Raw genomic sequence first — 23,286 nt, forward strand, 5'->3', positions numbered from 1 at the left:
CCGCGGGGGGGGCGGGGGGGCGGGCCCCCCCCCCGCCCCCGCCCCGGGGCGGGGGGGGGGGCGGGGGGGGGGGGGGGAGGCAAAGCCGCGGGTTGCGTTGCGACTTGCCTGTCTGGACGAGGGGCTTGCTCGGCCGGGCTTACTCGAAGCCGGGGAAGGTCGATGACGATGATGTTTCTTACCCCCCCGCCCATCAGCCACGCGGTCGAGAAGAACGTTCTGCGATGCCGACCCGCCTTCGTTATGGACTGGATGTGCGTTGCGGCAGTGCCGCATTCCATTCGTCATTCGCTGTGCCAGTATCCAGCGGCCCGGCCGCTTCGGTGATCCGCGTCACGGTTGCTGCTGTTCGGCACGTTCGACTTCCCGCCATGACCGGAGAAAGAAGATGCACAAGTTCGTACCTTGGGCAGTTTCGCCAATCGTTCTAGCGATCTCGATGGCCGTCAGCGCTGCACCTGGAGACCTTCCGTCGCCGCAGATGCGCGCCACCATGCAGCGGGATCTGAACATGACCTCCGCGCAGCTTGCCCAATACCTGAAGGTCGAGCGCGTGGCCGTCTCACAAGGCGAGGCACTGGCCCGCGCGCAGGGGCGGCACTTCGCCGGCAGCTGGATCGAGCGCAAGCCGAACGGAACCTATGAGTTCGTGCTGGCGACCACGGCGCCGGGTGCGAAGGCTTCTGCGCCTGGCTTGTCTTTCCGTAGCGCCCGGCACAGCCTGGCGCACCTGAAAGCGTCCAAGTCCGAGCTTGACGTGCTGGCGTCGCGCCACGGCTCCGCCCCGGAGGGTGTCTACGCGTGGGGCGTCGACGTCAGGAACAACACGGTGACGGTTGACGTGGCCCCGGGCGCGCAAGCGGCTGCGATCGACTTTGTTGCCGCCAGTGGTGCAGACGTGTCGGTCATCCGTTTCAACACGATGCACTCGGCACCGCGCCTGCTGGCAACCCTGGAAGGCGGTAGCGAATATCTTTCGCAGAGTGGCGGCAGTTACTACTACTGCTCGGTGGGCTTCGGCGTGACTCAGAATGGAGTCGAGGGCTACGTGACAGCCGGGCACTGCGGCAACACCAACGACGGCGTGTTCACCCTGGCGAACCGGCGCACGGTCGGGCCGCAGATCGGATCGTTCAAAAGCTCGTTCTTCGGCGGCAGTGGCGACGGCGCCCATGTGCAATTGTTCGCGGGCAGTTCGGTATCGGCCACCGTTGACGGCTACAACCAGCCGGTGCGTGGCCAAGCGGTTGCCCCAGAGGGCGCGGCGGTGTGCCGGTCGGGCCGCACCACGGGCCTGAAGTGCGGAACGATCCTGCGCTACAACCAGACCGTCAACTACCCGGAGGCCACGATCAACGGCCTGACCAGCGTCAAGGTCTGCGCGGAAGGCGGCGACTCGGGCGGCTCGTTCATCAGTGGCGACCAGGCGCAGGGCGTGCTGTCGGGCGGGAACTACAGCTGCAAGGGCAAGCAGGCATCTCTTGCCACCAGCTATTTCCAGCCCATCGCGGAAATCCTCGGAAGCCAGCTCACGCTCAAGACCTCGAACTGAGGTTCGCGTAGCGCCGAACGCGTCTGGATGCGCCGCGCGGCGGGGAAAAGGCGGCGGCGTGGGAGTTGGGCGGCAGGCGTGTGACAGCCCTGGATTCTGGACGAGGCCGCCTCCGGGCGGCCTTTTCTTGTCTCCCGTTTGGGCGTGGTTGCACCACCGTCGATCCCCGCCTTGGCGCGGATGGCGGCAACGGTGGTGCGGGTGCGCCTCTCAGCGGCAGCGTTGCAGGACGGAGGGATAGTGGCGCCTGTTGGAGCGGCAGGGGTGGCGCCGTGTGCGACACCGATGGGCCTTTGAGTGGCATGCATGGCGCTTTGAGTGGCAGCGTTGGCTTTGTCCTGCGCGTGCGTGGCAGTCGGCGCGTCGGTGGCGGCGCTTTTTCTGGCAGCGATGCGACTTGCAGGACGGGTGGTGGGATCGCGACTGGCGGCGCTGCCGCGTCCCGTGGCTCGCTCGGCGGTTGATGCGCCATCGCCGGCGGTCCTTTCCGGAACGATGCGCGTTGCGGCGGCAGGACCGCGCCCTGTCGGGCCGCTGATGCAGGGAACGACGGCGCCCTTGCTAGGCGTCACCGTCCGGCTGGGCATCGTGCACATCGCCTTCCCCGGGCTCGTAGTCCAGCAGATCGCCGGGTACGCACTCGAGTACCGCGCAGATCGCGGCCAAGGTCGAAAACCGCATTCCGCGAACCTTGCCGGTGCGCAGGAGCGACAGCTGCGTTTCGCTCAGGCCTATTCGGCGGCCCAGATCCTTTGCAGTCATCCTTTTCGCTGCGAGCACCTCGTCCAGCCTCACGACCACGGGCATCAGACAAACTCCGTGAGTTCGATCTCGAGCGCCTTCATGCGCTCCTGCTCGGCGACGGCGCGATCGAGCAAACCGCCGAGCAACCAGAGCGCAAGCCCGACCACGCCTACCGCCACGTACGCGGGGTCGAACACCATCAGCGTGCGCGACATCGGATGCGGGGGGCTCGCAAGCCACCGCAACATGAGCGGAGTGCCAAACGCACTGAACCCCGCGCCGATAGCAAGCGCGGCCCCGGCCCGCCTGCAGGCGCGCGCCATTACGCGCCCGAGAACACCGCCCCGCGCATAGGCGGCAAACGCCTGCCGTATGGCGAGAACCGCGAACAGATAAGGCACCGCCGCCAGGCCGTACGGCAGTGCGCCGAGGCCCACCGCCGCTGCGGCCGGGGCACGCGTCATGGCCAACATCGCCGGGAGGACCAGCACGGCCACCGTTCCAACCAGCATCCCATCAGCGATACGGGCCAGCCAATGGCTGTGGCGTTGAAGGCGCAAGCGGGATTCCAGGTCCATAATTTAGGTTGCACTTAAAGAAGTTTGTGTCTAACTTAAATATTACCGCGTGGAGATGGCCCATGGAACCGGCTGTAAGAACCCACCAGCTCAGCCGCTCTTTCGGCCGCTTGCGAGCCGTGCAGGGCGTCGACCTGGAGGTGCCGGCAGGAGCGGTCTATGGCTTTCTCGGGCCCAACGGCGCCGGCAAGACGACGACGATCCGCATGCTCCTGGGGCTGCTGCCCCCCAGCGCGGGCCGGATCGAGATCTGCGGTCTTGACTTGGCGCGGGAGCGCCGGCGCGTGGCGAGCCTGATCGGCTCGATGGTGGAAACGCCGGGCCATTACGACCACCTCAGCGGGCGGCAGAACCTCGCGATCACGGCCGGGCTGCTGGGGCTGCCGGCGGCTGCTATCGACCGCGCGCTCGACATCGTCGAACTCGCCCCCGAGTCGAACAGGCGCGTGCGCGAGTACTCGCTGGGGATGCGTCAGCGCCTGGGTGTTGCGCGGGCCGTGCTCTCCAGGCCGCGCCTGCTCGTACTCGACGAGCCCACCAACGGGCTCGACCCACGCGGAGTGCGCGACATGCGCCGCCTGCTGCAGGAGCTTCCCGGGCGCGACGGGGTGAGCGTCCTGGTCTCCAGCCATGCGCTCGCCGACATAGACGAGATCGCGACCCATGTTGGCCTCATGCACGAGGGCCGCCTGGTCCTGCAATCGTCGATGCAGGCACTGAGGCAGCGCTATCGCCTCGGCATCGAAGTGGAGACCACGCGACCGCGGGAAGCGGCTGCCGTGCTGCGCGACGCCGGGATCGTCGCGAGCGCCGAAGGCGGGCGACTGGTGGTCCCGACCACCGACAACGCGTTGGCCCCGGAGGACATCAATGCCTTGCTCGTCGGCCACGGAATCCCGGTCCATGGCCTGGCTGCCGGTGCGCTGCGACTTGAATCGCTCTTCCACGCCGTCACCGGAGGCCAAGCAGATGCCCTTGCTGCCTGAGCACACTTTCCTGCGCTGCATGCGCGCCGAGATCGCGAAGCTACGCGGTTCGCTTGCGCTTACGCTTTGCGTCGTCGCCCCCGTAACCGTTGCCGTCCTGATGGCGCTGATCTTCAACCGCCAGGGTGGCACCGACCTGCCATGGCGGATGTACCTGCTCGGCAACGCGGCGACCTGGGCGTATTTCATGTTGCCCATGACCGTCACCGCGCTCACGGTACTTGTGGCGCAGATGGAACATGGCCCACGCATGTGGAACCACATTCTCTCGTTGCCCATCCCTCGGCGGGACACCTTTTTCGCGAAGACGGGCGTCGTGCTGCTTCTATGTGCGGGCATGACGGTTCTGCTCGCGGTGCTCGCGCCGGTTCTCGGGCGCGTGAGCGACGCGCTCACCCCCGGTCGCGCCCTGACAGGATCGTTCGACTGGGCAGAGTTCGCGGGAGTGCTTCTTCGAATGTATGCCAGCGCGTGGCTCCTGGTCGCGGTGCAGCTGTGGGCTGCGTTGCGTTGGCGGAGCTTCGTTCCGCCGCTTGCGCTGGGGATTGGTGGAACGTTCGTGGCCGTCGTGGCTACAGGCTCGGATCTTGGCCCCTACTTCCCTTGGCTGATCCCGACCAATGCACTCGGCAGCAACCCGTCATCGGCCAGCGTTGCGTTGCTGGTTGGCGCACTTGGCGGGGCGCTGTGCACAGCTGGCCTGGCACTCGATCTCTCTCGCAGGCCGTTTGCCTGACACGGCGGTGGGTGTCGCTTCGCTGGCGGTTTTTTCGGGTGCCACGCGCGTTGCTGCGGCAGGACTGCGCCCTGTCGGGCCGGTGACGCAGGGAACGACGGCTGGACGGCGGTGCATTCCCCTGCGAATGGAAGGCCGCCCGAGGGCGGCCTTCTTTCTTTCCACGGGTGCCACGGCGCCGCGGGACCGGTGCGGTTGGGTCTGGGCGTGGGTTGGAGGTGGTTTCGAGTGTCGTGCTTCGCGGAGGCGTGGGGATGGCGGTCGCGACTTACGTCGCTCCTACACGGGCTGGCGGGGGGCGTGGGAGGCTGGGGGTTGCGGTCGCGGCTGAAGCCGCTCCTACAGGGGAAGCGGAGAGGGGGCGATGGGCGTGGGGATGGCGGTCGCGACTTACGTCGCTCCTACACGGGCTGGCGGGGGGCGTGGGAGGCTGGGGGTTGCGGTCGCGGCTGGAGCCGCTCCTGCAGGGGAAGCGGATGGGGGCGACGGGCATGGGGATGGCGGTCGCGACTTCCGTCGCTCCTCCGAGGGCTGGTGGGGGCACGGGGGGTGGCTGGCGGCGGCCGGGGCGGGCCGCCGCGGGGGCCGCGGGTGCGGTGGATTTACCCGTGCTGTTTGACCCAGGCGAGGAAGGCGTCGGTCCAGCCCTGGAGGAATTCCTTGCTGGCGGGGCCGATGTTGCCGGCGTCGTCGAACAGGCCGTCCTTGGCGTGGATGAAGGCTTCGGGCTGGCCGAGGGTCGGCATGTCCAGGTAGGCGAGTACGTTGCGCAGGTGCTGCTGGGCCATGGCGGTGCCGATGGCGCCGACGGACACGCCGATCACGCCCGCGGGCTTGCCGGCGAAGGCGCTCTTTCCATAGGGGCGCGATGCGTGGTCGATGGCGTTCTTGAGCACGCCGGGCACCGAGCGGTTGTACTCGGGGGTGACGAACAGCACGCCGTCGGCGGCCTGGATGCCGGCCTTCAGGCGCTTGACGGCCTCGGCCTGGTTGTCGTCGTGGTCCTGGTTGTAGAGCGGCAGGTCGCCGATCTCCAGTTGCTTGAACGTGGTGTCGGCCGGCGCCAGCCGGGCGAGCGCATCGGCGAGTTTGCGGTTGAACGATTCGCGGCGGAGGCTGCCGACGAGGACGGCGATGGTGGTCTGGCTCATGGGGCGTCTCGGGTAGCGGGGGATGCGGCGGGCGCGGGACGGTCGCCGGATGCCGGGCCTTTCGCGCCACGCAGGTACCGAGTGTCGGCCGCGCGGCGTCGGGTGGCCGTGATCGTTGGGCGCCTTGACCCACCTAGACCGTAGAACGGGCAAGGCGCAGGCGCCCGGAAAGGCGCCGCCAGGTGGCGCGGGGCTCCCCGTCGGCGGGCCGCGTGTGCGCCGTGCCTACGGGGGTGCCGTGCCTGCGGCGTTATCGTCTACGTCGGCGCACGCCGGCCGGTTCACGTTGGCCGAACGGTAACGGCGAGCACACTCGCCGGGGCAACGATGACGGAGCGCATGATGTCAGTGACCCGGATGTGTGCAGGCCTCGTGCTGTGTGGCGCGGCAGCCGTGGCGCAGGCGCAGGCGCCCGACCCGGCGCAGCTGGCCAGCAGCGGTGCGGACGGGTTGGCCTCGTGCGCGAGCTGCCACGGCGCCCGCGGCGAGGGCATGGCGGCGATGCCCCGGCTGGCCGGCATCAATGCCGCCTACCTGCGCAAGCAGCTGGAGGACTTCGCCAGCGGCACCCGCGAGCACGCGCTGATGTCACCGATCGCCAAGGCCATGTCGCCCGAAACGCGCGAGGCGATGGCCGGCTATTACGGCGCCATGCGCCTGCCTGCCGGGGCCGCACCCACCGGCGTCCACCCGGGGGCACGCGTGGCCGAGCGCGGCGCGTGGGACCGCAACGTCCCCGGCTGCGTGCAGTGCCACGGCCCGGGCGGGCGTGGCGTGGGCGATGCGTTCCCGGCCATTGCCGGGCAGACCGCCGACTACCTGTCCACCCAGCTGGAAGCGTGGAAGTCCGGCCGCCGCAGCAACGACCCCATCGGGCTGATGCAGGCGGCCGCACGCGGGCTGACTGCCGAGGAGATCCGCGACGTGTCTGACTACTTCTCCAGGCAGCCGATGCAGGCGCCACGATGAGCGCGCGCACCGCCCTTGCACTGGCCGCCGCCACGCTGCTGATGGCTGCGTGCGACAACATCCGCCCGCCGCGCACCGGTGAGCGGCCGTCCGCCGATGACGCACGGTCTGTCGCGTCCGCTCCCGCCGCCCCTGCACCCGCGGCGGCCGGGGGGCCGTTCAATCCCCCGTCCGAGGCCGACATCCCCGAAGGCCCGTTCGGCGACACGGTGCGCCGGGGCCGCGACATCTTCCTGGACACGCCGACGCACGCGGCCGAGTTCGTCGGCAACGGCCTGAGTTGCGGCAACTGCCACCTGGATGCGGGGCGCAAGGCGGACTCGGCGCCGCTGTGGGGCGCGTGGGTCCGCTACCCGGCGTTCCGCGGCAAGAACCAGCGCGTCAACAACTTCACCGAGCGGTTGCAGGGTTGCTTCAGTTACAGCATGGACGGCACCGCGCCGCCGGCCGGCCACGACGTGCTGGTGGCGCTGGAGGCGTATTCGTTCTGGATGTCCCGGGGCGCGCCGGTGGGCGCCACCCTGCCCGGCGCCGGCTACCCCAAGGGCCCGCGCCCGCCGTCGGCCCCGGACTTCAGCCGCGGCCAGGCCGTGTTCGACGCCAACTGCGCGATCTGCCACGGCGCCGACGGCCAGGGCCAGCAGGTGGACGGGCGCTTCGTGTTCCCGCCGCTGTGGGGGCCGGAGTCGTACAACTGGGGTGCGGGCATGCATCAGCTGGACAACGCCGCGGCCTTCATCCAGGCCAACATGCCGCTGGGCAAGGGCGGCACGCTGTCGCTGCAGGACGCGTGGGACGTGGCGCTGTACATGAACGGCCACGAGCGCCCGCAGGACCCGCGCTTCACCGGCGACGTCGCCGAAACCCGCAGCCGCTTCCACGACGACCCCGACTCCCCTTACGGCACCACCGTCGACGGGCGCCTGCTGGGCGCCAACCCCGCCACCCGCTGACCAGGAACCAACATGACCATCGAACGCACGACACAACAGCCCGCCGCCACCGTGGCCGAGCGCATCGAAGCGGCCGCCAAGTCCCACGGCTTCGGCGTGCTGCACAGCTACGACTTCAGGCAGACCCTGCAGGAGAAAGGGCACCCGATCGATTTCGAATGCCGCGTGCTGGAGCTGTGCAGCCCGGCCATCGCCCGGCAGGTGCTCAACCACGATGCATCGCTGGCCGCCGCCCTGCCCTGCCGCATCGCGGTGTTCGAGCAGGACGGCGGCACGCGGGTGTCGATGATCGGACCGGTGGAGCTGCTCGCGCTGGTCAGCAACGACGCCGACATCCGGCCCCACGCACAGGACGTGGAGCAGGCGCTGACCCGGTTGATGGACGAGGTGACGGCTGGGAAGTGACTTGATGCTGGCGGGTGCGGTGGTGCGCGGCGTTGGCGCGGACGGGGGCGCTTGATCGTGGGCATTGCGTCGTCGGATGTCGGAGATGACCTGTCTTCCGGCGATTGCGACGCCGCGGCGCCTGGGCCGGCGGGCGCGGAGGCTGCGACGCCGCCACCATTGCAACCGTCGGCATTTCCGTTGCCTGACGCCGTACGTGTCGCCGTGGCCGCCGGGGGACGACGTGGCGGATCCGCCGGCGCCGGTTGGGGGGGGGTGCGGGTTCCAGGGGATCGAGGGTTGCGTACGGTTTGTCGGCCGGTGCTCGTTGACACCTGGAACGGCTCCGTGCGCCTTGGGTGGCGCTGCGCTGGGTGGGTGGCGATCGCGGCTGAAGCCGCTCCTACAGGGGTGTGCGCGTGCGGCGGCGATGCGGCGTTGACGCATGGGTGGCTAGGGTGGTGGCTTCCCTAGCCCATGGAGGCCGGCATGTCCGAGACGATCTACGACGCCCTGCGCGAGAGCCACGAGACGCAGCGCGCGCTGTTCCGCAAGTTGCTGCGCAGCAAGGCCGGCACGCGCGAGCGCCTGGACCTGTTCACCCAGGCGCGGATCGAGCTGGAAGCGCACGAAGCGGCGGAAGAACGGTTCCTCTACGCGCCGATGCTGATGGACGACATGGGGTTGAACTCCACCCGCCATGCGTTGCACGAGCACCACGAGATCGACGAACTGGTCGAGGACGTGCAGTCACTGGACCCGGCCGGGGACGCGTGGCTGGAGAAGTGCAAGGAGCTGAGCCACCAGGTGCACCACCACCTGCGCGAGGAGGAGAAGAAGTTCTTCCAGGTCTCGGGCAAGGTGCTGACCGAAACGCAGAAGACGCAGCTGGCGAAGAAGTACCGCAAGGATTTCGAGCGGATGAAGAAGAAGCTCGCCGCGGAGTGAGGTCAGTCCCCCGCGCCGCTCCCTCCACGGACCCGTCCTTCCGCGAGCCCCTCTTCCTGTAGGAGCGACGTAAGTCGCGATCGGATCCACGGACAGGCGGGTAGTTGCACCGGAGGCCGCCCTGCCCGTCTGCCCTTGGCAGCGCTTCGTGTAGGAGCGACGTAAGTCGCGATTGGGGGCACGGACAGGCGGCAGCGCCGCTCCTGCCGCTCGGTCCGCGAATCCGCCCCTTGCAGGAGCGACGTAAGCCGCGATCAGCATCCGGAGGGGGGCTCCTGCGCCGGGCAGACGGTCCAAGGTGCGGCTGCAACCACCCGCCTGTCCGTGCATTCGATCGCGACTTACGTCGCTCCTACATAGGCCGGTCGCGAAGCGACGGTGGGGCTGCATTGAGGGGAGCACCACCCGGGCGACGGAAACATCCGCCGCCGTCGATCCTCCGTACCGGATCAGCCGTTGGACGCGGTTTCGGGGAAGCGCAACGCGTCCAGGTCCGGGTGTTCCAGCATGACCACGCGGTCGCGGCCGTCGTGCTTGGCGCGGTACAGGGCGATGTCGGCGGCGCGCAGCAGGTCGGCGTGGCGGGGCGACTGGTGCGGGCACAGCAGCGCAACGCCAATGCTGGCGGTGACATGACCGGCCCCGCCGCCTTCGACCGGCAGATCGAGTGCCGAGATTTCCTGCCGCAGGCGCTCGGCCATGCCCCGCAGGTGCCCGGGTTGGGGGTCGTACCAGACCAGGGCGAACTCCTCGCCGCCGTAGCGTGCGGCCATGTCCAGCGGGCGCGCGGCGTGGCCGGCGATGGCCTTGGCCACCGCCATCAGCGCCGCATCGCCCTCGCCATGGCCATGGCGGTCGTTGAACTGCTTGAAGTGGTCGACGTCGAGCAGGGCCAGCCCGATCCCGCCGCGTTCGCGAGCGGCCTGTTGCCAGACGCGGTGCAGATGCTCATTGAAGCTGCGGCGGTTGTGGATGCCGGTCAGCCCGTCGCGCTCGGCGAGTTCGGACAGCATGCCGGCGGTGAGGAAGGTGGTCCGCGCGCGGTGCTCCAGCGCGTAGCCGCCACAGGCGCCGATCACGTTGGCCAGCACCATGAACGACAACTGGTAGGTCAGGGTGAGGGGGTCGGGCTGCACCATCGGCACCAGCACCAGGAACATCGCCAGCGCCAGCAGATTGGCGCCCAGCGCCCAGCGCCACGGCAGGCCGGTCAGCAGGTGGATGACCACCGGCAATAACAGCGTGCCCTCGTAGGGCAGCGGCGCATCCAGTGCCAGGGAGAGCGCCACGATGCCCACCGTCCCCAGGCCGGTGACGACGGCGGCCATGAACACCGCGGGCGTCAGCCACGCCTGCCATGCCGGCCGGCGACTGACCAGCAGCGCCGCCGCCAGCGCCGGCACGATCAGGAACAGCCGGATCGCGGCTGTCCAGCGCGACGCGTGCAAGGGGACCGTGGCCAGGTCGATGGCGACGAAGACCAGGTAGGTACCTACACCGATCCAGAACACCAAGCGCAGCCAGGTGTGGTTGAGGCGATGCTGCTCCAGCTGGAAGGCGGCCTCGAGCTCGGGCTCGAAGCGCAGCCGGGTGTAGCCGCGCTCCATCGCCTCGCGATAGGGCGAGTGGTGCGCGGCATCGGGTCGCGTTGGTGAGCTGGACATGCGTCGGGCCGGCGCGGGGCCGACGGTGCCTCCGGTGGACGGTCGTATGGCAGGGGCGATGCAAGGGATGTGCCGGGAGGGCCCACTGCACCCTCTCGCCACGGATGCACCTGTAGGAGCGACGTGAGTCGCGATGGTGATCGAGCGGGGTCGCGACTTACGTCGCTCCTACAAAGGGTCCGACCGGGCGCGGCCGGTGGGTTGAAGGAGCGGCTTCAGCCGCGATCGGAAGCATCAGCAACCAGCACGGTACCGGTTTGCGGCTGAAGCCGCTCGTACAGGCAATGCTGGGGGGCTCCCGATCCGGTGCCTTCTGAAAAACCGATGCACCTGTAGGAGCGACGTGAGTCGCGATGGTGATCGAGCGGGGTCGCGACTTACGTCGCTCCTACAAAGGTCCGACCCGGTGCGGCCGGTGGGTTGCAGGAGCGGATTCAGCCGCGATCGGAAGCATCCACCGCCGGGACGGTTTGGGATCGCGGCTGAAGCCGCTCCTACAGGCAATGCTGGGGGGCTCCCGATCCGGTGTCGTCTCTTGAAACCGATGCACCTGTAGGAGCGACGTGAGTCGCGATGGTGATCGAGCGGGGTCGCGACTTGCGTCGCTCCTACAAAGGGTCCGACCGGGTGCGGCCGGTGGGTTGCAGGAGCGGATTCAGCCGCGATCGGATGGATCCACAGCCGGGACGGTTTGGGATCGCGGCTGAAGCCGCTCCGACAGGGGGAGGCGGGTACCGAGCCCTGCGGGGGTCAGGCCAGCTGGACGATGCGGGGATGCAGGCCTTCGCCGTTGATCCGGATCTCGGCCACGGTGACTGGCAGCTTGAAGCGGCGCGGGCCTGCGCTGCCGGGGTTGAGGTGGAGCACGCCGTCGACATGGTCGATGCGCGGGGCGTGGGAGTGGCCGGCGATGACCGCGTGCAGGCCCGCGGCCGCAGGATCCAGCGCGAGCTGCTTGAGGTCGTGGAGTACGTGCACGCGATGCCCGCCCAGGGCCACGGTGGCGGTCGCGGGGTAGGCATCGGCCCAGTCGCCGGTATCGATGTTGCCGCGGATCGCGGTGAGTGGCGCCAGCCCGGCCAGCGCGTGGACCACCTCGACCCTGCCGATGTCACCGGCGTGCACGATGTGGTCGCAGCCGTGCAGGAACGACAGCGCCTCCGGGCGCAGTAGTCCGTGGGTATCGGAGATGACGCCGATGCGCATCGGGAGGGGGAACGATGCGGCGGTCAGTCCAGGGGGGCGACCATCACCAGGTCCTGGACCGGGTAGCCGAGCGCGCGGGCATCGTCCTTGAGCTTGTCGAACAGCGCCTGGTCCATGCCGGGCCGGCGCGAGAGGATCCACAGGTATTTCTTGCTGGGCCCGCCGACGACGGCCCACTGGTAGTCCGAGTCCAGGCCGATCACCCAGTAGTCGGCCCACACCACCGGCAACCATGCCAGCCACTCGGGTGCGAACCGGACCTGCAACGCGCCGTTGAGGCCTTCGACCGGCCGCGCGACCCCGGTGGATTCGTCCATGTCGCCGCCCGTGGTGCGGCAGGCATTGCGCACGTCGATGGTGCCGTCCGGGCGCGGGGTGTAGGTGGCGGTGACGGTGTCGACGCAATGGCGCTGGAAGAACATCGGCAGGTGCGCGATCTCGTGCCAGGTACCCGCATAGCGCTGCAGGTCCAACGAGGCGACCGGCTGGTTGGCCCTTGCCGGCGCGCCGGCCGCCGAGGCGGCCACGGCCAGGGTGATCAGTGCGGTCTTGAACATGGGATGCACCGTGGGGCGGGGATGGCCAAGGGTCGCGCCGACGGCGTGACCGTGCAGTGGAGTGGCTGTTGCGGAGTCGCGGCGTATGGACTTTGGGCAGACTCGGCACGGATGGCATGCTGCGCCAATTTCAGGTCGCGACTCACGTCGCTCCTACACGTGCATTCGGGCGCAAACGGAAAGGCCGCCCCGGAGGCGGCCTTTGCTGATCGGCGCGAACGCCCGGTCAGGCGGCGCGAATCACGCCCACGGGTCGCGCAGGACGATGTTGGCGTTGCGGTCCGGCCCGGTGGAGACCATCGCCAGCGGGCAGCCGGACAGCTCCTCCAGCGCGCGCAGGTAGGCGCGGGCGGCGGGCGGCAACTTGTCCCACTCGGTGATGCCGTGGGTGTTGTCCTCCCAGCCGGGGAACTCCAGGTACACCGGCTCGCACTCGTCCCAGCCCTGCGCGTCCAGCGGCGCGTACTCGGTGCGCTTGCCGCGGTACTGGTAGCCGATGCACATCTTCAGCGAGGGCATGCCGTCCAGGATGTCGAGCTTGGTGATGCACAGGCCGCTGATGCCGTTGATCGCGACGGCGCGCTTGAGCGCGACGATGTCGATCCAGCCGCAGCGACGCGGGCGCCCCGTGGTGGCGCCGAACTCCTGGCCGCGCGCGCGGATGCCCTCGCCCACCTCGTCGTGGAGCTCGGTCGGGAACGGGCCACCGCCGACGCGGGTGGCGTAGGCCTTGGCGATGCCCAGCACGTAGTCGATCGCGTCCGCGCCCACGCCGGTGCCGGCCAATGCGCCGCCGACGGTGGTGTTGGAGCTGGTGACGTACGGGTAGGTGCCGTGGTCGATGTCCAGTAGCGAACCCTGCGCGCCCTCGAACAGCACGCGCTTACCCTGCTTGCGCAGGTCATGCAGGATGCCGGCCACGTCCGACTTCATCGGCTCGACGTAGTCGGCGAACGCGAGTGCTTCGTCGAGGGTCTGCTGGAAATCGACCGGGTCGACCTTCAGGTACTGGGTCAATACGAAGTTGTGGTAGTCCAGCGCGGCGCGCAGCTTCTCGGCCAGTTGCTCGGGGTAGTGCAGGTCGGCCACGCGGATGCCGCGACGGGCGACCTTGTCCTCGTAGGCGGGGCCGATGCCGCGCCCGGTGGTGCCGATGGCCTTGCCGCCGGCGGCCTTCTCGCGCGCCTGGTCCAGGGCGATGTGGTACGGCATGATCAGCGGCGTTGCGGGGCTGATCTTCAGGCGCGAGCGGACCTCGACGCCGTTGGATTCCAGTTCGGCGATCTCCTTCTGCAGCGCGCCGGGATGCAGCACCACGCCGTTGCCGATCAGGCACAGCGCGCCTTCGCGCAGGATGCCCGAGGGGATCAGGTGCAGGACGGTCTTCTTGCCGCCGATCACGAGGGTGTGGCCGGCATTGTGGCCGCCCTGGAAGCGCACCACCGCGCCGATTTCCTCGGTCAGCAGGTCGACGATCTTTCCCTTGCCCTCGTCGCCCCACTGGGCGCCCAACACCACCACCGACTGACCCATTACCTGCACTCCTGAATGGCCCGCGCGCGGCAGGCAACGGCGGCGCACCGCCGCGTGGACACGGAAAAAGCCGGAGGGGTGGTTCGCAATGAACGGCCCCATCCGGCTTTTGCGCATTATCCGGGTTTCGGGGGGCCGCGGCCAGCACCCGTACGTGAAGACGGGTCCACACGGCTCGGTACGGGCCGGAGCGGTCGGCTAGACTGTCCGCCACCCCGGCCCCGGCCCGTGCATGAACCCGAACTACCTCGACTTCGAGCAGCCCATCGCCGACCTGGAAGCGAAGATCCAGGAACTGCGCCACGCCAGCCACGGCTCGGCCGTGGACGCGGACGCGGAGGTGCATGCGCTGCAGAACAAGCTGCGCCAGCGCACCGCGCACATCTTCCGCGACCTGTCGTCATGGCAGGTCAGCCAGCTGGCACGCCACCCGGCGCGGCCCTATACCAACGATTACGTCCGCCTGGTCTGCAGCGAGTTCCAGGAGCTGGCCGGCGACCGCGCGTATGCGGACGATGCCGCCATCGTCGGCGGCCTGGGGCGGATCGACGGGCGCAGCGTGATGATCATCGGCCACCAGAAGGGCCGCGACACCAAGAGCAAGATCAAGCGCAACTTCGGCATGCCGCGGCCGGAGGGCTACCGCAAGGCGCTGCGCCTGATGAAGTTGGCCGAGCGCTTCGGCCTGCCGGTGCTGACCTTCATCGATACCCCCGGCGCGTACCCGGGCATCGGCGCCGAGGAGCGCGGCCAGTCCGAGGCCATCGCCCGCAACCTGATGGAAATGGCCGAGCTGAAGGTGCCGGTGGTGTGCACGGTGATCGGCGAGGGCGGTTCCGGCGGCGCGCTGGCGATCGGGGTGGGCGACCGCACCCTGATGCTGGAATACAGCACCTACTCGGTGATTTCGCCCGAGGGCTGCGCGTCGATCCTGTGGAAGTCGGCCGACAAGGCCAAGGACGCCGCCGAGCAACTGGGCCTCACCGCCAAGCGCCTGCATGGGCTTGGGCTGATCGACAAGGTGGTGCGCGAGCCTATCGGTGGCGCGCACCGCAACCCGCGGCAGATGGCCACGCGACTGAAGGCGGTACTGATGAACGAGCTGGACGCGCTGGTTGACCTCCCCACCGCCGAGCTGCTGGAGCGCCGTTACCTGCGCCTGCGCAGTTACGGCGCGTACGAGGCCGCGTGATGCTGCTGGCCGGTAAGTTCGCCGCCGCCTGCTGGGCCATCGCCAGCGGTGCCCTGTTCCTGGCGTCGTGGGTGCTGCTCGACGCGAACATGATCTTCGCCCTGGTCGCGCTGGGCGTATCCGCCGGCTGCGCGTGCCTGGCGCTGGCCTGCCTGCTCAAGCCCTCGCACCGCACCATCGCCCGGCGTGCCGCGCGCGAGCGCCAGGCGCAGGCCGCCAGCGAATCGCGCGTCGACGATGCACCCGTGAGCCGCAACTGGCGTTGATCCACTGACCGCGGCACAGCCGCGAACGGGGGCCCGATGATCCTGGAAGCGATGCTGGACCACAGGGCCTGGTTCCTGTTCGCGGTGACAGCCGTTCCGGGAATCGCTGCCGTCGGGGTGTGGGCATGGCGCCGGGCGCGCGGACGTTCGGATACGCGGGACGGGGAGTAGTCGCCCGGGTTCGCCCCCCGGGCTGCTGTGCGGGGTCGAAGCGGCCGTTCTTCGCGCGCCGGATCCACCAGGGCGGGCGCGCACGGCCTACCTGCCGCTGCCCCCATGTCACCATCGGCGCATGTCCCCGCACCCCGCCCATCCGGTCGATCCGGCCGACCTGCCCGACGGGCCGATCTGCGTCGGCTTCAGCGGGGGGCTGGATTCGACCGTCCTGCTGCATGCGCTGTCGCGGCTGCCCGAGGCACGCGCCCTCGGCCTGCGTGCCGTCCACGTCCACCACGGGCTGCAGACGCAGGCGGACGCGTGGGCCGTGCACTGCGAGCAAGCGTGCCGCGTGTGGGACGTCCCTGTCGCCGTTCGCCTCGTGTCCGTCGCCCCCGGTGGTGAAGGACCCGAGGCGGCGGCCCGGGCAGCGCGGCGCGAAGCGTTCGCCGCCGAACTGCACCCGGGCGAATCGCTTGCCCTGGCACACCACCGCGACGACCAGGCCGAAACCGTGCTGATGCGCGCCCTGCGCGGCGCGGGGCCCGATGGGCTGTCGGCGATGGCGGTGTCGGTCCCGTTCGCCGCCGGCAGGCTGTGGCGACCGTTGCTGGCCCTGCCCCGGGCGGCGCTGCTGGCACATGCGCGCCAGCACGACCTGGTATGGATCGAGGACCCCAGCAACGCCGACACCGCGTTGGACCGCAATTTCCTGCGCCGCCAGGTGATGCCGCTGCTGCGCGAGCGCTGGCCGCACGCCGACGCCGCACTGGCGCGGGTGGGCGCACTGGCGGCCGAGTCGGTCGAACTGCTGGAAGAGGGCGATGCACAGGCAATCGCGCAGGTCGCCGGGGCCGAGCCGACCTGCCTGTCGCGGCCTGCCCTGCTCGCCCTGCCGCGCGCCCGTCGGGCCCGCGTTCTGCGACGCTGGGTGGCGTCGCTCGGACTGCCCCCGTTGCCGGGCAACGGCGTGGCGCGGATCGAGTCGGAGCTGCTGCAGGCGCCGCCGGACGCGGACGCCTGCTTCCAGTGGCACGGCGCGAACGTGCGCGCCTGGCGCGGGCTGCTGCATGCCGGCCCGGTACAGGCCCCCTTGCCGACCGACTGGCAGGTCGCGTGGGATGGTCGCCATGCGCTGCCCCTTCCGGGCGGCGGCGAACTCGCCCTGCAGGTCGACGCCGGGGCGCAGCGTTTCGACCCGCCGCTGACCGTCGGCGCCCGCCGCGGTGGCGAGCGGATCCACCTGCCCGGCCGCGCCCACGGCCACGCGCTCAAGCAGGTGCTGCAGGACCTCGGGGTCCCGCCGTGGCGGCGCGAGCGGCTGCCCCTGGCGTGGGACCGGGACGGCACGCTGTTGGCCGCCGGCGACGTGGCCTACTCGGCACGGTTCGATGCGTGGTTGCGCGAGCGTGGCGGGCGGCTGCGCTGGCAACCGACCGGCGTGCCGGTCGACCGCGCTGAGCGTGCGCCGGCCCATCCCGCGCGCGAGGACCATGCAGGCCGGCCTATCGATTGACCCGTCACCAGCGCCCCCCCACACTGGCGCGATGCCACGCAAAGCCACCCCCGACACCGCCTCCGAAGCCTCACCGGTCGCCGATTTCGAAAAGTCGCTGGACTCGCTCGAGCAACTGGTCGAGAAGATGGAGCACGGCGAGATGAGCCTGGAAGACTCGCTCGCCGCCTACGAACGCGGCGTCGGCCTGTACCGCCGCTGCCAGGCGGCGCTGGAACAGGCCGAGCTGCGCGTGCGGCTGCTCAGCGACCCGCAGGATCCCGCCAGCGGCGCGCCGTTCCCGGGCCTGCCGTCGGACGCGCCGCCTGCCGATGACCGCTGACCCGCGCCTGGCCGGCTGGCGCGACCGCGCCGATGCCGCCCTCGCGCAGGTACTGCCCGACCCGGGATTGCGCCCCCGCCGCCTGCACACCGCGATGCGCCATGCGGTGTTGCTGGGCGGCAAGCGCATGCGACCGCTGCTGGTCTACGCCGCCGGCACCCTGGCCGGTGCCGACGAGGCCACGCTGGACGCGCCTGCCGCGGCGGTCGAGCTGCTCCACGCGTACTCGCTGGTCCATGACGACCTGCCGTGCATGGACGACGATGCGCTGCGGCGCGGCCAGCCGACGGTGCATGTCGCCTTCGACGAGGCCACCGCGGTGCTGGCCGGCGATGCGCTGCAGTCGCTGGCGCACCGGGTGCTGGCGGATGCCACCACCCCCGCGGCGACCACGGTCGCGATGCTCCGCACACTGGCCGAAGCCGCAGGCGCGGCCGGGATGTGCGGGGGGCAGGCGCTGGATATCGATGCCACCGGCGAAGGCGCCGCGGTAACGGTCGCCGAACTGGAGCGCCTGCACGCACTCAAGACCGGTGCACTGATCCGCGCGGCAGTCCGCATGGGTGGCCTGTGCGGCGATATGGAACCCGCCGACCTGGAGCGACTGGACGGCTTTGCCGCCGCACTGGGGCTGGCGTTCCAGGTGCGCGATGACATCCTCGACGTAGAAGGCGACAGCGCCATCCTGGGCAAGACGGCCGGCAAGGATGCCGCGCAGGACAAGGCGACCTTCCCCGCGCTGATCGGCCTTGGCGATTCGCGCGCCCGGCTGGTCGCGCTGGTGGCGGAGATGGACGCGGCGCTGGCGCCGTTCGGCGAGGCGGCCGCGCCGCTGCGGGCGCTCGGCCGGCTGGCCGTGGAGCGCGATCGCTGATGTCGCGCTTTGCGCTCATGTAGGAGCGACGTCAGTCGCGACCTGCCTGGCCCCGGCGAGTCACCCGTCGCGGCTCGAGTCGCTCCCGCAAGGACGCCGTGCAGCGTGTGAGATCACCCGGGCGTGCTGCAACGGAAAAGGCCGGCATCGCGCCGGCCTTTTCCGTATTCGGCTCCCCGTGGTGGCTACTTCACCAGGCGGATCGCGAACGGGTACCGGTATGCCACGCCTTCGTTGGCCTTGATGCCGGCGATGATGGTCAGCACCAGCCACGCCAGGCCCACGATCAGCCCCAACGGAAGCGTCAGCACGATGCCGATGCCCAGGGTGCCCAGGGTCAGCACCAGCAGCACGAAGAACACCGCGGCCACGGTCAGGTTGAAGTTCAACGCCTCCTTGGCCTGGTCATCGACGAAGGGCATGGTGTCCTTCTTGATCATCCAGATGATCAATGGCCCGATGAAGCAGCCGACGCTGAAGGCCCAGCCGCCGGTGACCACGCCACCGACCAGGGCCGACAGGTGGGCGTACATCGCCCACTGGCGCTGCTCGGCGGAAATACCGCCGGTTGCGGTCGTGGTGTCACCGTCGGTTTCCGTCACCGGCGGCGGTTGCTGTTCGAAATCGCTCATTACGTCCCCTCCTGGGTGGATTGTCCCCCGCGCGACACTCTCCGCGCCCTGCGGGGGCGGGTCAAGCGCACGCCTAGCCCAGCAGGCGGATGCTCAGCGGGTAGCGGTACGCACGGCCCTCCCACGCGGCGACCATTGCCAGGATGCTGCCGACCAGCCAGAGCAGGGCGATACCGGCGACCGCGACCAGCAGCATCAGGCCCGCCGGGATCGTCAGCAGCAGCCCCAGTCCCAGCGTGATGATGCTGATGCCGACCAGAGCGATGCCGATGGCGACCGCGATGCAGCTGTAGATCAGCATCGACAGGTTGAAGTTGACCGCCTCCAGCGCGTGGTCGGCGACGAAGCGCGAATCGTCGCGCTTGAGCAGCCACACCGCCAGCGCACCGACCACCCCGGCCACGCCGACCAGCCAGCTGGTCATCAGCGCCAGCAGCAGTGCTGCCAGGTGAGCGGCCAGCGCCCACTGGCGCTCGCTGGTGGAAGGCGTGGTGGTGACGAGGGACGAATCGTGGACCGAGGCATTCATGGCCGGACTCCAGCGCCGGTCATGGGGCCGGCGTGCCTGTACAAGATCGTGCCGGAAGCGCCCCGCTTCAACCCAACCGATGGGCTAGGGGCGACGCGGCGCCCTTCCGGGCGCGTCCGGGCCGCGGGTGCCGTGCCGGGCTGGCTGCTCAGTCCTCTGCCGCCCCGCCAGCCACGGTCATGCGTCCGAGCAGGATCGAGCCGGTGCGCACGTGCGAACGCGGATCGACGTCGCTGCCCACCGCCTCGATCGCCTGGAACATGGTCCTGAGGTTGCCGGCGATGGTGATGCCATCGACGGGATAGGCGATGCGGCCGTCCTCGATCCAGAACCCGGCGGCGCCGCGCGAATAGTCGCCGGTGATGGCGTTGACGCCCTGCCCCATCAGTTCGGTCACCAGCAGGCCACGGCCCATGCCAGCCAGCATCGAGTCCAGGTCCCCGGCGTTGGATGCCACCTGCAGGTTGTGCACGCCACCGGCGTTGCCGGTGGTCTGCAGCCCAAGCCGGCGCGCGGAGTAGCTGCCCAGTACGTAGCGCTGCAGCACGCCCCCGCTCACCAGCGGCGACTCGCGCGTGGCCACGCCCTCGGCGTCGAACGATGCCGAGCGCAACCCGCGCGGCAGGAACGGCCGCTCCTCGATCGAGAACCAGTCCGGGAACAACTGCGTGCCGGCGCTGTCGAGCAGGAAGCTGGACTTGCGATACAACGCGCCGCCCGACACCGCGCCGATCAGGTGGCCGATCAGCGAGCGAGCGACCTCCGCCGCGAACACGACCGGATAGTGGCCGGTGGCGATCGGACGCGGTGCCAGCCGCGACACCGCACGCTCACCCGCCCTGCGGCCGATGGCGACGGCACTTTCCAGTTCGTCGGCCGCCAGCGCGATGCTGTACCAGCCCCCGCGTTGCATCGCGTCGCCGTGGCCGGCGATAAGCGCGCAGCCGATGCTGTGCTGGGTGCTGCGCTCGCGGCCGACGAAGCCGTGGGAATTGGCATACACGCCCAGGCTGGTGCCGCTGCCGACCGAAGCGCCGTCGGAGTTGCCGATGCGGGCATCGACGGCCTGGCCGGCGGCTTCCGCCGCCAGCGCCAGGTCGATTGCCTGGTCGGCGTCCACCGCCCACGGGTGCCAGCTGTCGAACTCGCGCAGGTCGGTCGACATCAGGTCCGCGTCGGCCAGCCCGGCGGCGGGATCGTCCTCGGTGTGGCGGGCGATCGCGCAGGCCTGTTCGACGGTGGACTCCAGGCTCTCCTCGCGCAGGTCGGCGGTGCTGGCACTGCCCCTGCGGGTGCCGAAGTAGACGGTGACGGCGATGCCGCGGTCGCGGGTGGACTCGACGGTTTCCACCTCGCCCATGCGCACGTTGACGTTGAGCCCGGTTTCCTCCGAGCACGAAACCTCCGACTGGCTGGCGCCACGGCGGCGTGCGCTGGCGACCAGGCGACGGGACAGGTCGGCGAGCGCGTCCAGGCGCACGTCGCTGTCGACCAGGTTGGGTGAATCGGGGGAGGCGATGGCGTTCAATGGCTTATCCTGTTTTGCGTCGTCCCGGGCTTCGCCGCGGGATCCGTTTTTTCTGTACCGGGCCGCGGGGCATGGAGCCGCGCAGGCGCCGGACGACATGGGACCGATACGAATGCGCGGCATCGATGAAGACACCGGCGAATACCGTGGCGACAGCCGCAGCCAGCAGCGACGCGAAGCGCTGGAGGTACTGGCACTGGGCGAGCAACTGGTGGCGCTGACCGATGCCCAGCTGGCCAAGCTGCCGATACCCGAAAACCTGCTGCCGCATATCCTGGACACCCGCCGCATCACTTCGCACATCGCCCGCAAGCGGCAGATGGCGTACCTGGCCAAGCAGATGCGACGCGAGGACGACGAAACGCTGGAGGCCATCCGCGACGCGCTGGATGAAAAGGGCGACGCCGCCCGGCGCGAAACCGCGGCCATGCACCGGGTCGAGAACTGGCGCGAGCGGCTGATCGACGAGGGCGACGTGGCCCTGGGCGAACTGCTGGAGGAGTACCCGTCGGCCGACCGCCAGCACCTGCGGCAACTGGTGCGCAACACGCTGGAAGAACGCAAGCGCAACAAGCCGCCGCGCGCGTACCGGGAACTGTTCCGGGAGCTGCGGGGGCTGCTGCTGGGGGGCGCGTCGGCCGAAAGCGGGGATGAGGACGCGGGCGAAGGCGAAGACGGCAGGCCCTAGCGCGTTCCGCGCGCGGAAACCTGGAGCGGGCACGGCCGGCGCCATCGCTTGCACGGCCCGGCTCACGCCTGCGTGCCACCCACGGTCAGACCCTCGATCAGCAGCGACGGCTGCCCGACGCCCACCGGCACGCTCTGGCCGTCCTTGCCGCACACGCCCACGCCCTCGTCCAGCGCCAGGTCGTGGCCGACCATGCGCACCTTCTGCATCGTTTCGGGTCCGTTGCCGATCAGTGTCGCGCCCTTGACCGGGGCGGTCACCTTGCCGTCCTCGATCAGGTAGGCCTCGGTGGCCGAGAACACGTACTTGCCGCTGGTGATGTCGACCTGCCCGCCGCCGAAGTTCACCGCGTACAGGCCGCGCTTGACCGAGCGGATCATGTCCGCGGGATCGTCGTTGCCGGCACGCATGTAGGTATTGGTCATGCGCGGCATGGTCAGGTGCGCGAAGGACTCGCGGCGGCCATTGCCGGTGGGCGCCACGCCCATCAGCCGGGCATTGAGCGTGTCCTGCATGTACCCGACAAGCACGCCGTCCTCGATCAGCGTGGTGCACTGGGTCGGGTGGCCCTCGTCGTCCACGTTGAGCGAGCCACGGCGCCCCGGGAGCGTGCCGTCGTCGACGATGGTGACGCCCGGCGAGGCCACCCGCTGGCCCATGCGTCCGGCATAGGTGGAGGTGCCCTTGCGGTTGAAATCGCCTTCCAGGCCATGGCCGACGGCTTCGTGCAGCAGCACGCCGGGCCAGCCGTTGCCCAGCACCACCGGCATGATGCCGGCCGGGGCGTCGACCGCCTCCAGGTTGACCAGCGCCTGGCGCAGCGCCTCGCGGGCGAAACCCTCGGGCTTGCCGTCACCCAGCAGCTCGGCATAGCCGTAGCGCCCGCCGCCACCGGAGTAGCCGCTCTCGCGCCGTCCGCCCTGCTCGACGATCACCTGAACGTTGAAGCGCACCAGCGGGCGCACGTCCGCGGCCAGCACGCCGTCGCTGCGCGCCACCAGCATGGTGTCCAGGCTGCCCGACAGGCTCACGACCACCTGGGTCACCCGCGGGTCGGCGGCGCGCACGTAGCGGTCGATGCGGCGCAGCGCTTCGACCTTTTCCTCGTTGGGCAACGAGTCGATCGGATCCTCGGGTCGGTACAGGTCGCGCCCCTGGCTGCGCACCCGCGTGCGCGTGGCGATGCTGGAACCGTCACGCGCGATGGCGCGCGCCGACTTCGCGGCCAGTTGCAGCGCCTCGCCATTGATCTCGTCCGAGTACGCGAAGCCGGTCTTCTCGCCGCTGATCGCGCGTACCCCCACGCCCTGCTCGATGGAATGGGCCCCGTTCTTGACGGTGCCGTCCTCCACCGTCCAGCTCTCGTGGCGGGAGTGCTGGAAGTAGAGGTCGCCGAAGTCCACGCCGGGCCCCAGCAATGCACCGAACGCACGGTCCAGCCCCCCGGTGTCGAGGCCGGCAGGCAGCAGCAGGCGGGATTCGGCGAGTTGCAGGGGCAGGGTCATGGCGGGGTCTGGAAGTGGGGGGACGTGTGTCGGTGGTGGCGGGCAGGATCCCGCCCGCGCCGGCGCGGTCGATACCGGCAGGGCGCCGGGCCCGGACGATAGCTGCGACACCGACGT

At 70.0% G+C, this 23,286-nt stretch carries 24 protein-coding genes; 13 read left to right on the forward strand and 11 right to left on the reverse strand.

The window, feature by feature from the left end:
* The first annotated feature begins 388 nt into the window (after positions 1-388).
* Positions 389-1,552 carry a S1 family peptidase gene (locus ACJQWL_RS03665; protein ID WP_330968524.1) on the forward strand — a complete coding sequence of 388 codons (1,164 nt, stop codon included), beginning with the start codon at positions 389-391 and terminating at the stop codon, positions 1,550-1,552.
* Between the two features lie 561 nt (positions 1,553-2,113).
* Here the strand turns inward: ACJQWL_RS03665 and ACJQWL_RS03670 are convergent.
* Together ACJQWL_RS03670 and ACJQWL_RS03675 are read right to left on the reverse strand one after the other, a co-directional pair.
* A complete protein-coding gene (locus tag ACJQWL_RS03670) occupies positions 2,114-2,359 on the reverse strand; it encodes a helix-turn-helix domain-containing protein (RefSeq protein ID WP_330968525.1) in 246 nt (81 codons plus the stop codon).
* Positions 2,359-2,874: a hypothetical protein gene (locus tag ACJQWL_RS03675; RefSeq protein ID WP_330968526.1), complete on the reverse strand. Its 516-nt coding sequence runs from the start codon at positions 2,872-2,874 to the stop codon at positions 2,359-2,361. Before ACJQWL_RS03675 ends, ACJQWL_RS03670 begins: the two co-directional genes overlap by 1 nt.
* Before the next feature lie 62 nt (positions 2,875-2,936).
* On the opposite strand from ACJQWL_RS03675, the gene ACJQWL_RS03680 reads away from it, so the two are divergent.
* Positions 2,937-3,860 (forward strand): ABC transporter ATP-binding protein, encoded by a 924-nt coding sequence (locus tag ACJQWL_RS03680; protein ID WP_330968527.1) that lies wholly within the window; start codon positions 2,937-2,939, stop codon positions 3,858-3,860.
* Positions 3,844-4,596 (forward strand): ABC transporter permease, encoded by a 753-nt coding sequence (locus tag ACJQWL_RS03685; RefSeq protein WP_330968528.1) that lies wholly within the window; start codon positions 3,844-3,846, stop codon positions 4,594-4,596. The genes ACJQWL_RS03680 and ACJQWL_RS03685 overlap by 17 nt, the downstream gene beginning before the upstream one ends.
* Positions 4,597-5,198: 602 nt before the next feature.
* Here the strand turns inward: ACJQWL_RS03685 and ACJQWL_RS03690 are convergent.
* Complete coding sequence (locus tag ACJQWL_RS03690; protein ID WP_330968529.1) at positions 5,199-5,747, reverse strand: NADPH-dependent FMN reductase; 549 nt, start codon at positions 5,745-5,747, stop codon at positions 5,199-5,201.
* A 342-nt stretch (positions 5,748-6,089) separates the two neighbouring features.
* Here ACJQWL_RS03690 and ACJQWL_RS03695 point away from each other — a divergent pair, with 342 nt between their 5' ends.
* The 4 genes from ACJQWL_RS03695 to ACJQWL_RS03710 all read left to right on the forward strand — a co-directional run bounded on the left by ACJQWL_RS03695 (position 6,090) and on the right by ACJQWL_RS03710 (position 9,001).
* Positions 6,090-6,716 (forward strand): c-type cytochrome, encoded by a 627-nt coding sequence (locus ACJQWL_RS03695; protein WP_330968530.1) that lies wholly within the window; start codon positions 6,090-6,092, stop codon positions 6,714-6,716.
* On the forward strand, positions 6,713-7,669 hold the full coding sequence (locus tag ACJQWL_RS03700; protein WP_330968531.1) for a c-type cytochrome: 957 nt from the start codon (positions 6,713-6,715) through the stop codon (positions 7,667-7,669). Before ACJQWL_RS03695 ends, ACJQWL_RS03700 begins: the two co-directional genes overlap by 4 nt.
* Positions 7,670-7,681: 12 nt before the next feature.
* A complete protein-coding gene (locus ACJQWL_RS03705; RefSeq protein ID WP_330968532.1) occupies positions 7,682-8,074 on the forward strand; it encodes a DUF302 domain-containing protein in 393 nt (130 codons plus the stop codon).
* 468 nt (positions 8,075-8,542) lie between these two features.
* Positions 8,543-9,001: a hemerythrin domain-containing protein gene (locus tag ACJQWL_RS03710; RefSeq protein WP_330968533.1), complete on the forward strand. Its 459-nt coding sequence runs from the start codon at positions 8,543-8,545 to the stop codon at positions 8,999-9,001.
* A 449-nt stretch (positions 9,002-9,450) separates the two neighbouring features.
* Here the strand turns inward: ACJQWL_RS03710 and ACJQWL_RS03715 are convergent, their stop codons facing one another.
* The 4 genes from ACJQWL_RS03715 to ACJQWL_RS03730 all read right to left on the reverse strand — a co-directional run bounded on the left by ACJQWL_RS03715 (position 9,451) and on the right by ACJQWL_RS03730 (position 13,961).
* Complete coding sequence (locus tag ACJQWL_RS03715; protein ID WP_330968534.1) at positions 9,451-10,665, reverse strand: GGDEF domain-containing protein; 1,215 nt, start codon at positions 10,663-10,665, stop codon at positions 9,451-9,453.
* Between the two features lie 750 nt (positions 10,666-11,415).
* The gene (locus ACJQWL_RS03720; RefSeq protein ID WP_330968535.1) at positions 11,416-11,871 is read right to left on the reverse strand and encodes a metallophosphoesterase family protein; all 456 of its coding nucleotides are present in this window, start codon (positions 11,869-11,871) and stop codon (positions 11,416-11,418) included.
* Between the two features lie 23 nt (positions 11,872-11,894).
* Positions 11,895-12,428 carry a lipocalin family protein gene (locus tag ACJQWL_RS03725; RefSeq protein WP_330968536.1) on the reverse strand — a complete coding sequence of 178 codons (534 nt, stop codon included), beginning with the start codon at positions 12,426-12,428 and terminating at the stop codon, positions 11,895-11,897.
* A 240-nt stretch (positions 12,429-12,668) separates the two neighbouring features.
* Positions 12,669-13,961, reverse strand: a complete 1,293-nt coding sequence (locus ACJQWL_RS03730) for an adenylosuccinate synthase (protein ID WP_330968537.1) — start codon at positions 13,959-13,961, stop codon at positions 12,669-12,671.
* Between the two features lie 232 nt (positions 13,962-14,193).
* On the opposite strand from ACJQWL_RS03730, the gene ACJQWL_RS03735 reads away from it, so the two are divergent.
* The 5 genes from ACJQWL_RS03735 to ACJQWL_RS03755 all read left to right on the forward strand — a co-directional run bounded on the left by ACJQWL_RS03735 (position 14,194) and on the right by ACJQWL_RS03755 (position 18,287).
* Positions 14,194-15,153, forward strand: a complete 960-nt coding sequence (locus ACJQWL_RS03735; protein ID WP_330968538.1) for an acetyl-CoA carboxylase carboxyltransferase subunit alpha — start codon at positions 14,194-14,196, stop codon at positions 15,151-15,153.
* On the forward strand, positions 15,153-15,419 hold the full coding sequence (locus ACJQWL_RS03740; RefSeq protein WP_330968539.1) for a hypothetical protein: 267 nt from the start codon (positions 15,153-15,155) through the stop codon (positions 15,417-15,419). The genes ACJQWL_RS03735 and ACJQWL_RS03740 overlap by 1 nt, the downstream gene beginning before the upstream one ends.
* A gap of 292 nt (positions 15,420-15,711) precedes the next feature.
* A complete protein-coding gene (tilS, locus tag ACJQWL_RS03745; RefSeq protein ID WP_411300721.1) occupies positions 15,712-17,091 on the forward strand; it encodes a tRNA lysidine(34) synthetase TilS in 1,380 nt (459 codons plus the stop codon).
* Positions 17,092-17,122: 31 nt separating this feature from the next.
* Positions 17,123-17,413 (forward strand): exodeoxyribonuclease VII small subunit, encoded by a 291-nt coding sequence (locus tag ACJQWL_RS03750; RefSeq protein WP_330968541.1) that lies wholly within the window; start codon positions 17,123-17,125, stop codon positions 17,411-17,413.
* Positions 17,403-18,287, forward strand: coding sequence for a polyprenyl synthetase family protein (locus ACJQWL_RS03755; RefSeq protein WP_330969901.1), 885 nt, complete (start codon positions 17,403-17,405; stop codon positions 18,285-18,287). The genes ACJQWL_RS03750 and ACJQWL_RS03755 overlap by 11 nt, the downstream gene beginning before the upstream one ends.
* Positions 18,288-18,472: 185 nt before the next feature.
* On the opposite strand, the gene ACJQWL_RS03760 is transcribed toward ACJQWL_RS03755, so the two are convergent.
* From ACJQWL_RS03760 to pmbA, 3 genes are all read right to left on the reverse strand, one after another.
* Positions 18,473-18,919 (reverse strand): DUF4870 domain-containing protein, encoded by a 447-nt coding sequence (locus ACJQWL_RS03760; protein WP_330969895.1) that lies wholly within the window; start codon positions 18,917-18,919, stop codon positions 18,473-18,475.
* A 73-nt stretch (positions 18,920-18,992) separates the two neighbouring features.
* On the reverse strand, positions 18,993-19,448 hold the full coding sequence (locus ACJQWL_RS03765; RefSeq protein ID WP_330969896.1) for a DUF4870 domain-containing protein: 456 nt from the start codon (positions 19,446-19,448) through the stop codon (positions 18,993-18,995).
* Positions 19,449-19,596: 148 nt separating this feature from the next.
* Positions 19,597-20,976 (reverse strand): metalloprotease PmbA, encoded by a 1,380-nt coding sequence (pmbA, locus tag ACJQWL_RS03770; RefSeq protein WP_330969897.1) that lies wholly within the window; start codon positions 20,974-20,976, stop codon positions 19,597-19,599.
* A 112-nt stretch (positions 20,977-21,088) separates the two neighbouring features.
* On the opposite strand from pmbA, the gene yjgA reads away from it, so the two are divergent.
* Positions 21,089-21,664: a ribosome biogenesis factor YjgA gene (gene yjgA / locus ACJQWL_RS03775; RefSeq protein ID WP_330969902.1), complete on the forward strand. Its 576-nt coding sequence runs from the start codon at positions 21,089-21,091 to the stop codon at positions 21,662-21,664.
* Positions 21,665-21,726: 62 nt separating this feature from the next.
* Here yjgA and tldD read toward each other — a convergent pair whose 3' ends face one another.
* Positions 21,727-23,169, reverse strand: a complete 1,443-nt coding sequence (tldD, locus tag ACJQWL_RS03780) for a metalloprotease TldD (protein ID WP_330969898.1) — start codon at positions 23,167-23,169, stop codon at positions 21,727-21,729.
* Positions 23,170-23,286 lie beyond the last annotated feature (117 nt).

The organism is Novilysobacter viscosus, assembly GCF_046600715.1.
In the GTDB taxonomy this organism is placed as follows: Bacteria; Pseudomonadota; Gammaproteobacteria; order Xanthomonadales; family Xanthomonadaceae; genus Lysobacter_C; species Lysobacter_C viscosus.

Coding starts and splice junctions, on each gene's coding strand:
- ACJQWL_RS03750 (WP_330968541.1), top strand. CDS start 17,123: ATGCCACGCAAAGCCACCCCCGACACCGCCTCCGAAGCCTCACCGGTC.
- ACJQWL_RS03680 (WP_330968527.1), top strand. CDS start 2,937: ATGGAACCGGCTGTAAGAACCCACCAGCTCAGCCGCTCTTTCGGCCGC.
- ACJQWL_RS03690 (WP_330968529.1), bottom strand. CDS start 5,747: ATGAGCCAGACCACCATCGCCGTCCTCGTCGGCAGCCTCCGCCGCGAA.
- ACJQWL_RS03685 (WP_330968528.1), top strand. CDS start 3,844: ATGCCCTTGCTGCCTGAGCACACTTTCCTGCGCTGCATGCGCGCCGAG.
- tldD (WP_330969898.1), bottom strand. CDS start 23,169: ATGACCCTGCCCCTGCAACTCGCCGAATCCCGCCTGCTGCTGCCTGCC.
- ACJQWL_RS03720 (WP_330968535.1), bottom strand. CDS start 11,871: ATGCGCATCGGCGTCATCTCCGATACCCACGGACTACTGCGCCCGGAG.
- ACJQWL_RS03670 (WP_330968525.1), bottom strand. CDS start 2,359: ATGCCCGTGGTCGTGAGGCTGGACGAGGTGCTCGCAGCGAAAAGGATG.
- ACJQWL_RS03730 (WP_330968537.1), bottom strand. CDS start 13,961: ATGGGTCAGTCGGTGGTGGTGTTGGGCGCCCAGTGGGGCGACGAGGGC.
- ACJQWL_RS03740 (WP_330968539.1), top strand. CDS start 15,153: ATGCTGCTGGCCGGTAAGTTCGCCGCCGCCTGCTGGGCCATCGCCAGC.
- ACJQWL_RS03675 (WP_330968526.1), bottom strand. CDS start 2,874: ATGGACCTGGAATCCCGCTTGCGCCTTCAACGCCACAGCCATTGGCTG.
- ACJQWL_RS03760 (WP_330969895.1), bottom strand. CDS start 18,919: ATGAGCGATTTCGAACAGCAACCGCCGCCGGTGACGGAAACCGACGGT.
- ACJQWL_RS03700 (WP_330968531.1), top strand. CDS start 6,713: ATGAGCGCGCGCACCGCCCTTGCACTGGCCGCCGCCACGCTGCTGATG.
- ACJQWL_RS03665 (WP_330968524.1), top strand. CDS start 389: ATGCACAAGTTCGTACCTTGGGCAGTTTCGCCAATCGTTCTAGCGATC.
- ACJQWL_RS03715 (WP_330968534.1), bottom strand. CDS start 10,665: ATGTCCAGCTCACCAACGCGACCCGATGCCGCGCACCACTCGCCCTAT.
- ACJQWL_RS03695 (WP_330968530.1), top strand. CDS start 6,090: ATGTCAGTGACCCGGATGTGTGCAGGCCTCGTGCTGTGTGGCGCGGCA.
- ACJQWL_RS03735 (WP_330968538.1), top strand. CDS start 14,194: ATGAACCCGAACTACCTCGACTTCGAGCAGCCCATCGCCGACCTGGAA.
- tilS (WP_411300721.1), top strand. CDS start 15,712: ATGTCCCCGCACCCCGCCCATCCGGTCGATCCGGCCGACCTGCCCGAC.
- ACJQWL_RS03725 (WP_330968536.1), bottom strand. CDS start 12,428: ATGTTCAAGACCGCACTGATCACCCTGGCCGTGGCCGCCTCGGCGGCC.
- ACJQWL_RS03765 (WP_330969896.1), bottom strand. CDS start 19,448: ATGAATGCCTCGGTCCACGATTCGTCCCTCGTCACCACCACGCCTTCC.
- ACJQWL_RS03755 (WP_330969901.1), top strand. CDS start 17,403: ATGACCGCTGACCCGCGCCTGGCCGGCTGGCGCGACCGCGCCGATGCC.
- ACJQWL_RS03705 (WP_330968532.1), top strand. CDS start 7,682: ATGACCATCGAACGCACGACACAACAGCCCGCCGCCACCGTGGCCGAG.
- yjgA (WP_330969902.1), top strand. CDS start 21,089: ATGCGCGGCATCGATGAAGACACCGGCGAATACCGTGGCGACAGCCGC.
- ACJQWL_RS03710 (WP_330968533.1), top strand. CDS start 8,543: ATGTCCGAGACGATCTACGACGCCCTGCGCGAGAGCCACGAGACGCAG.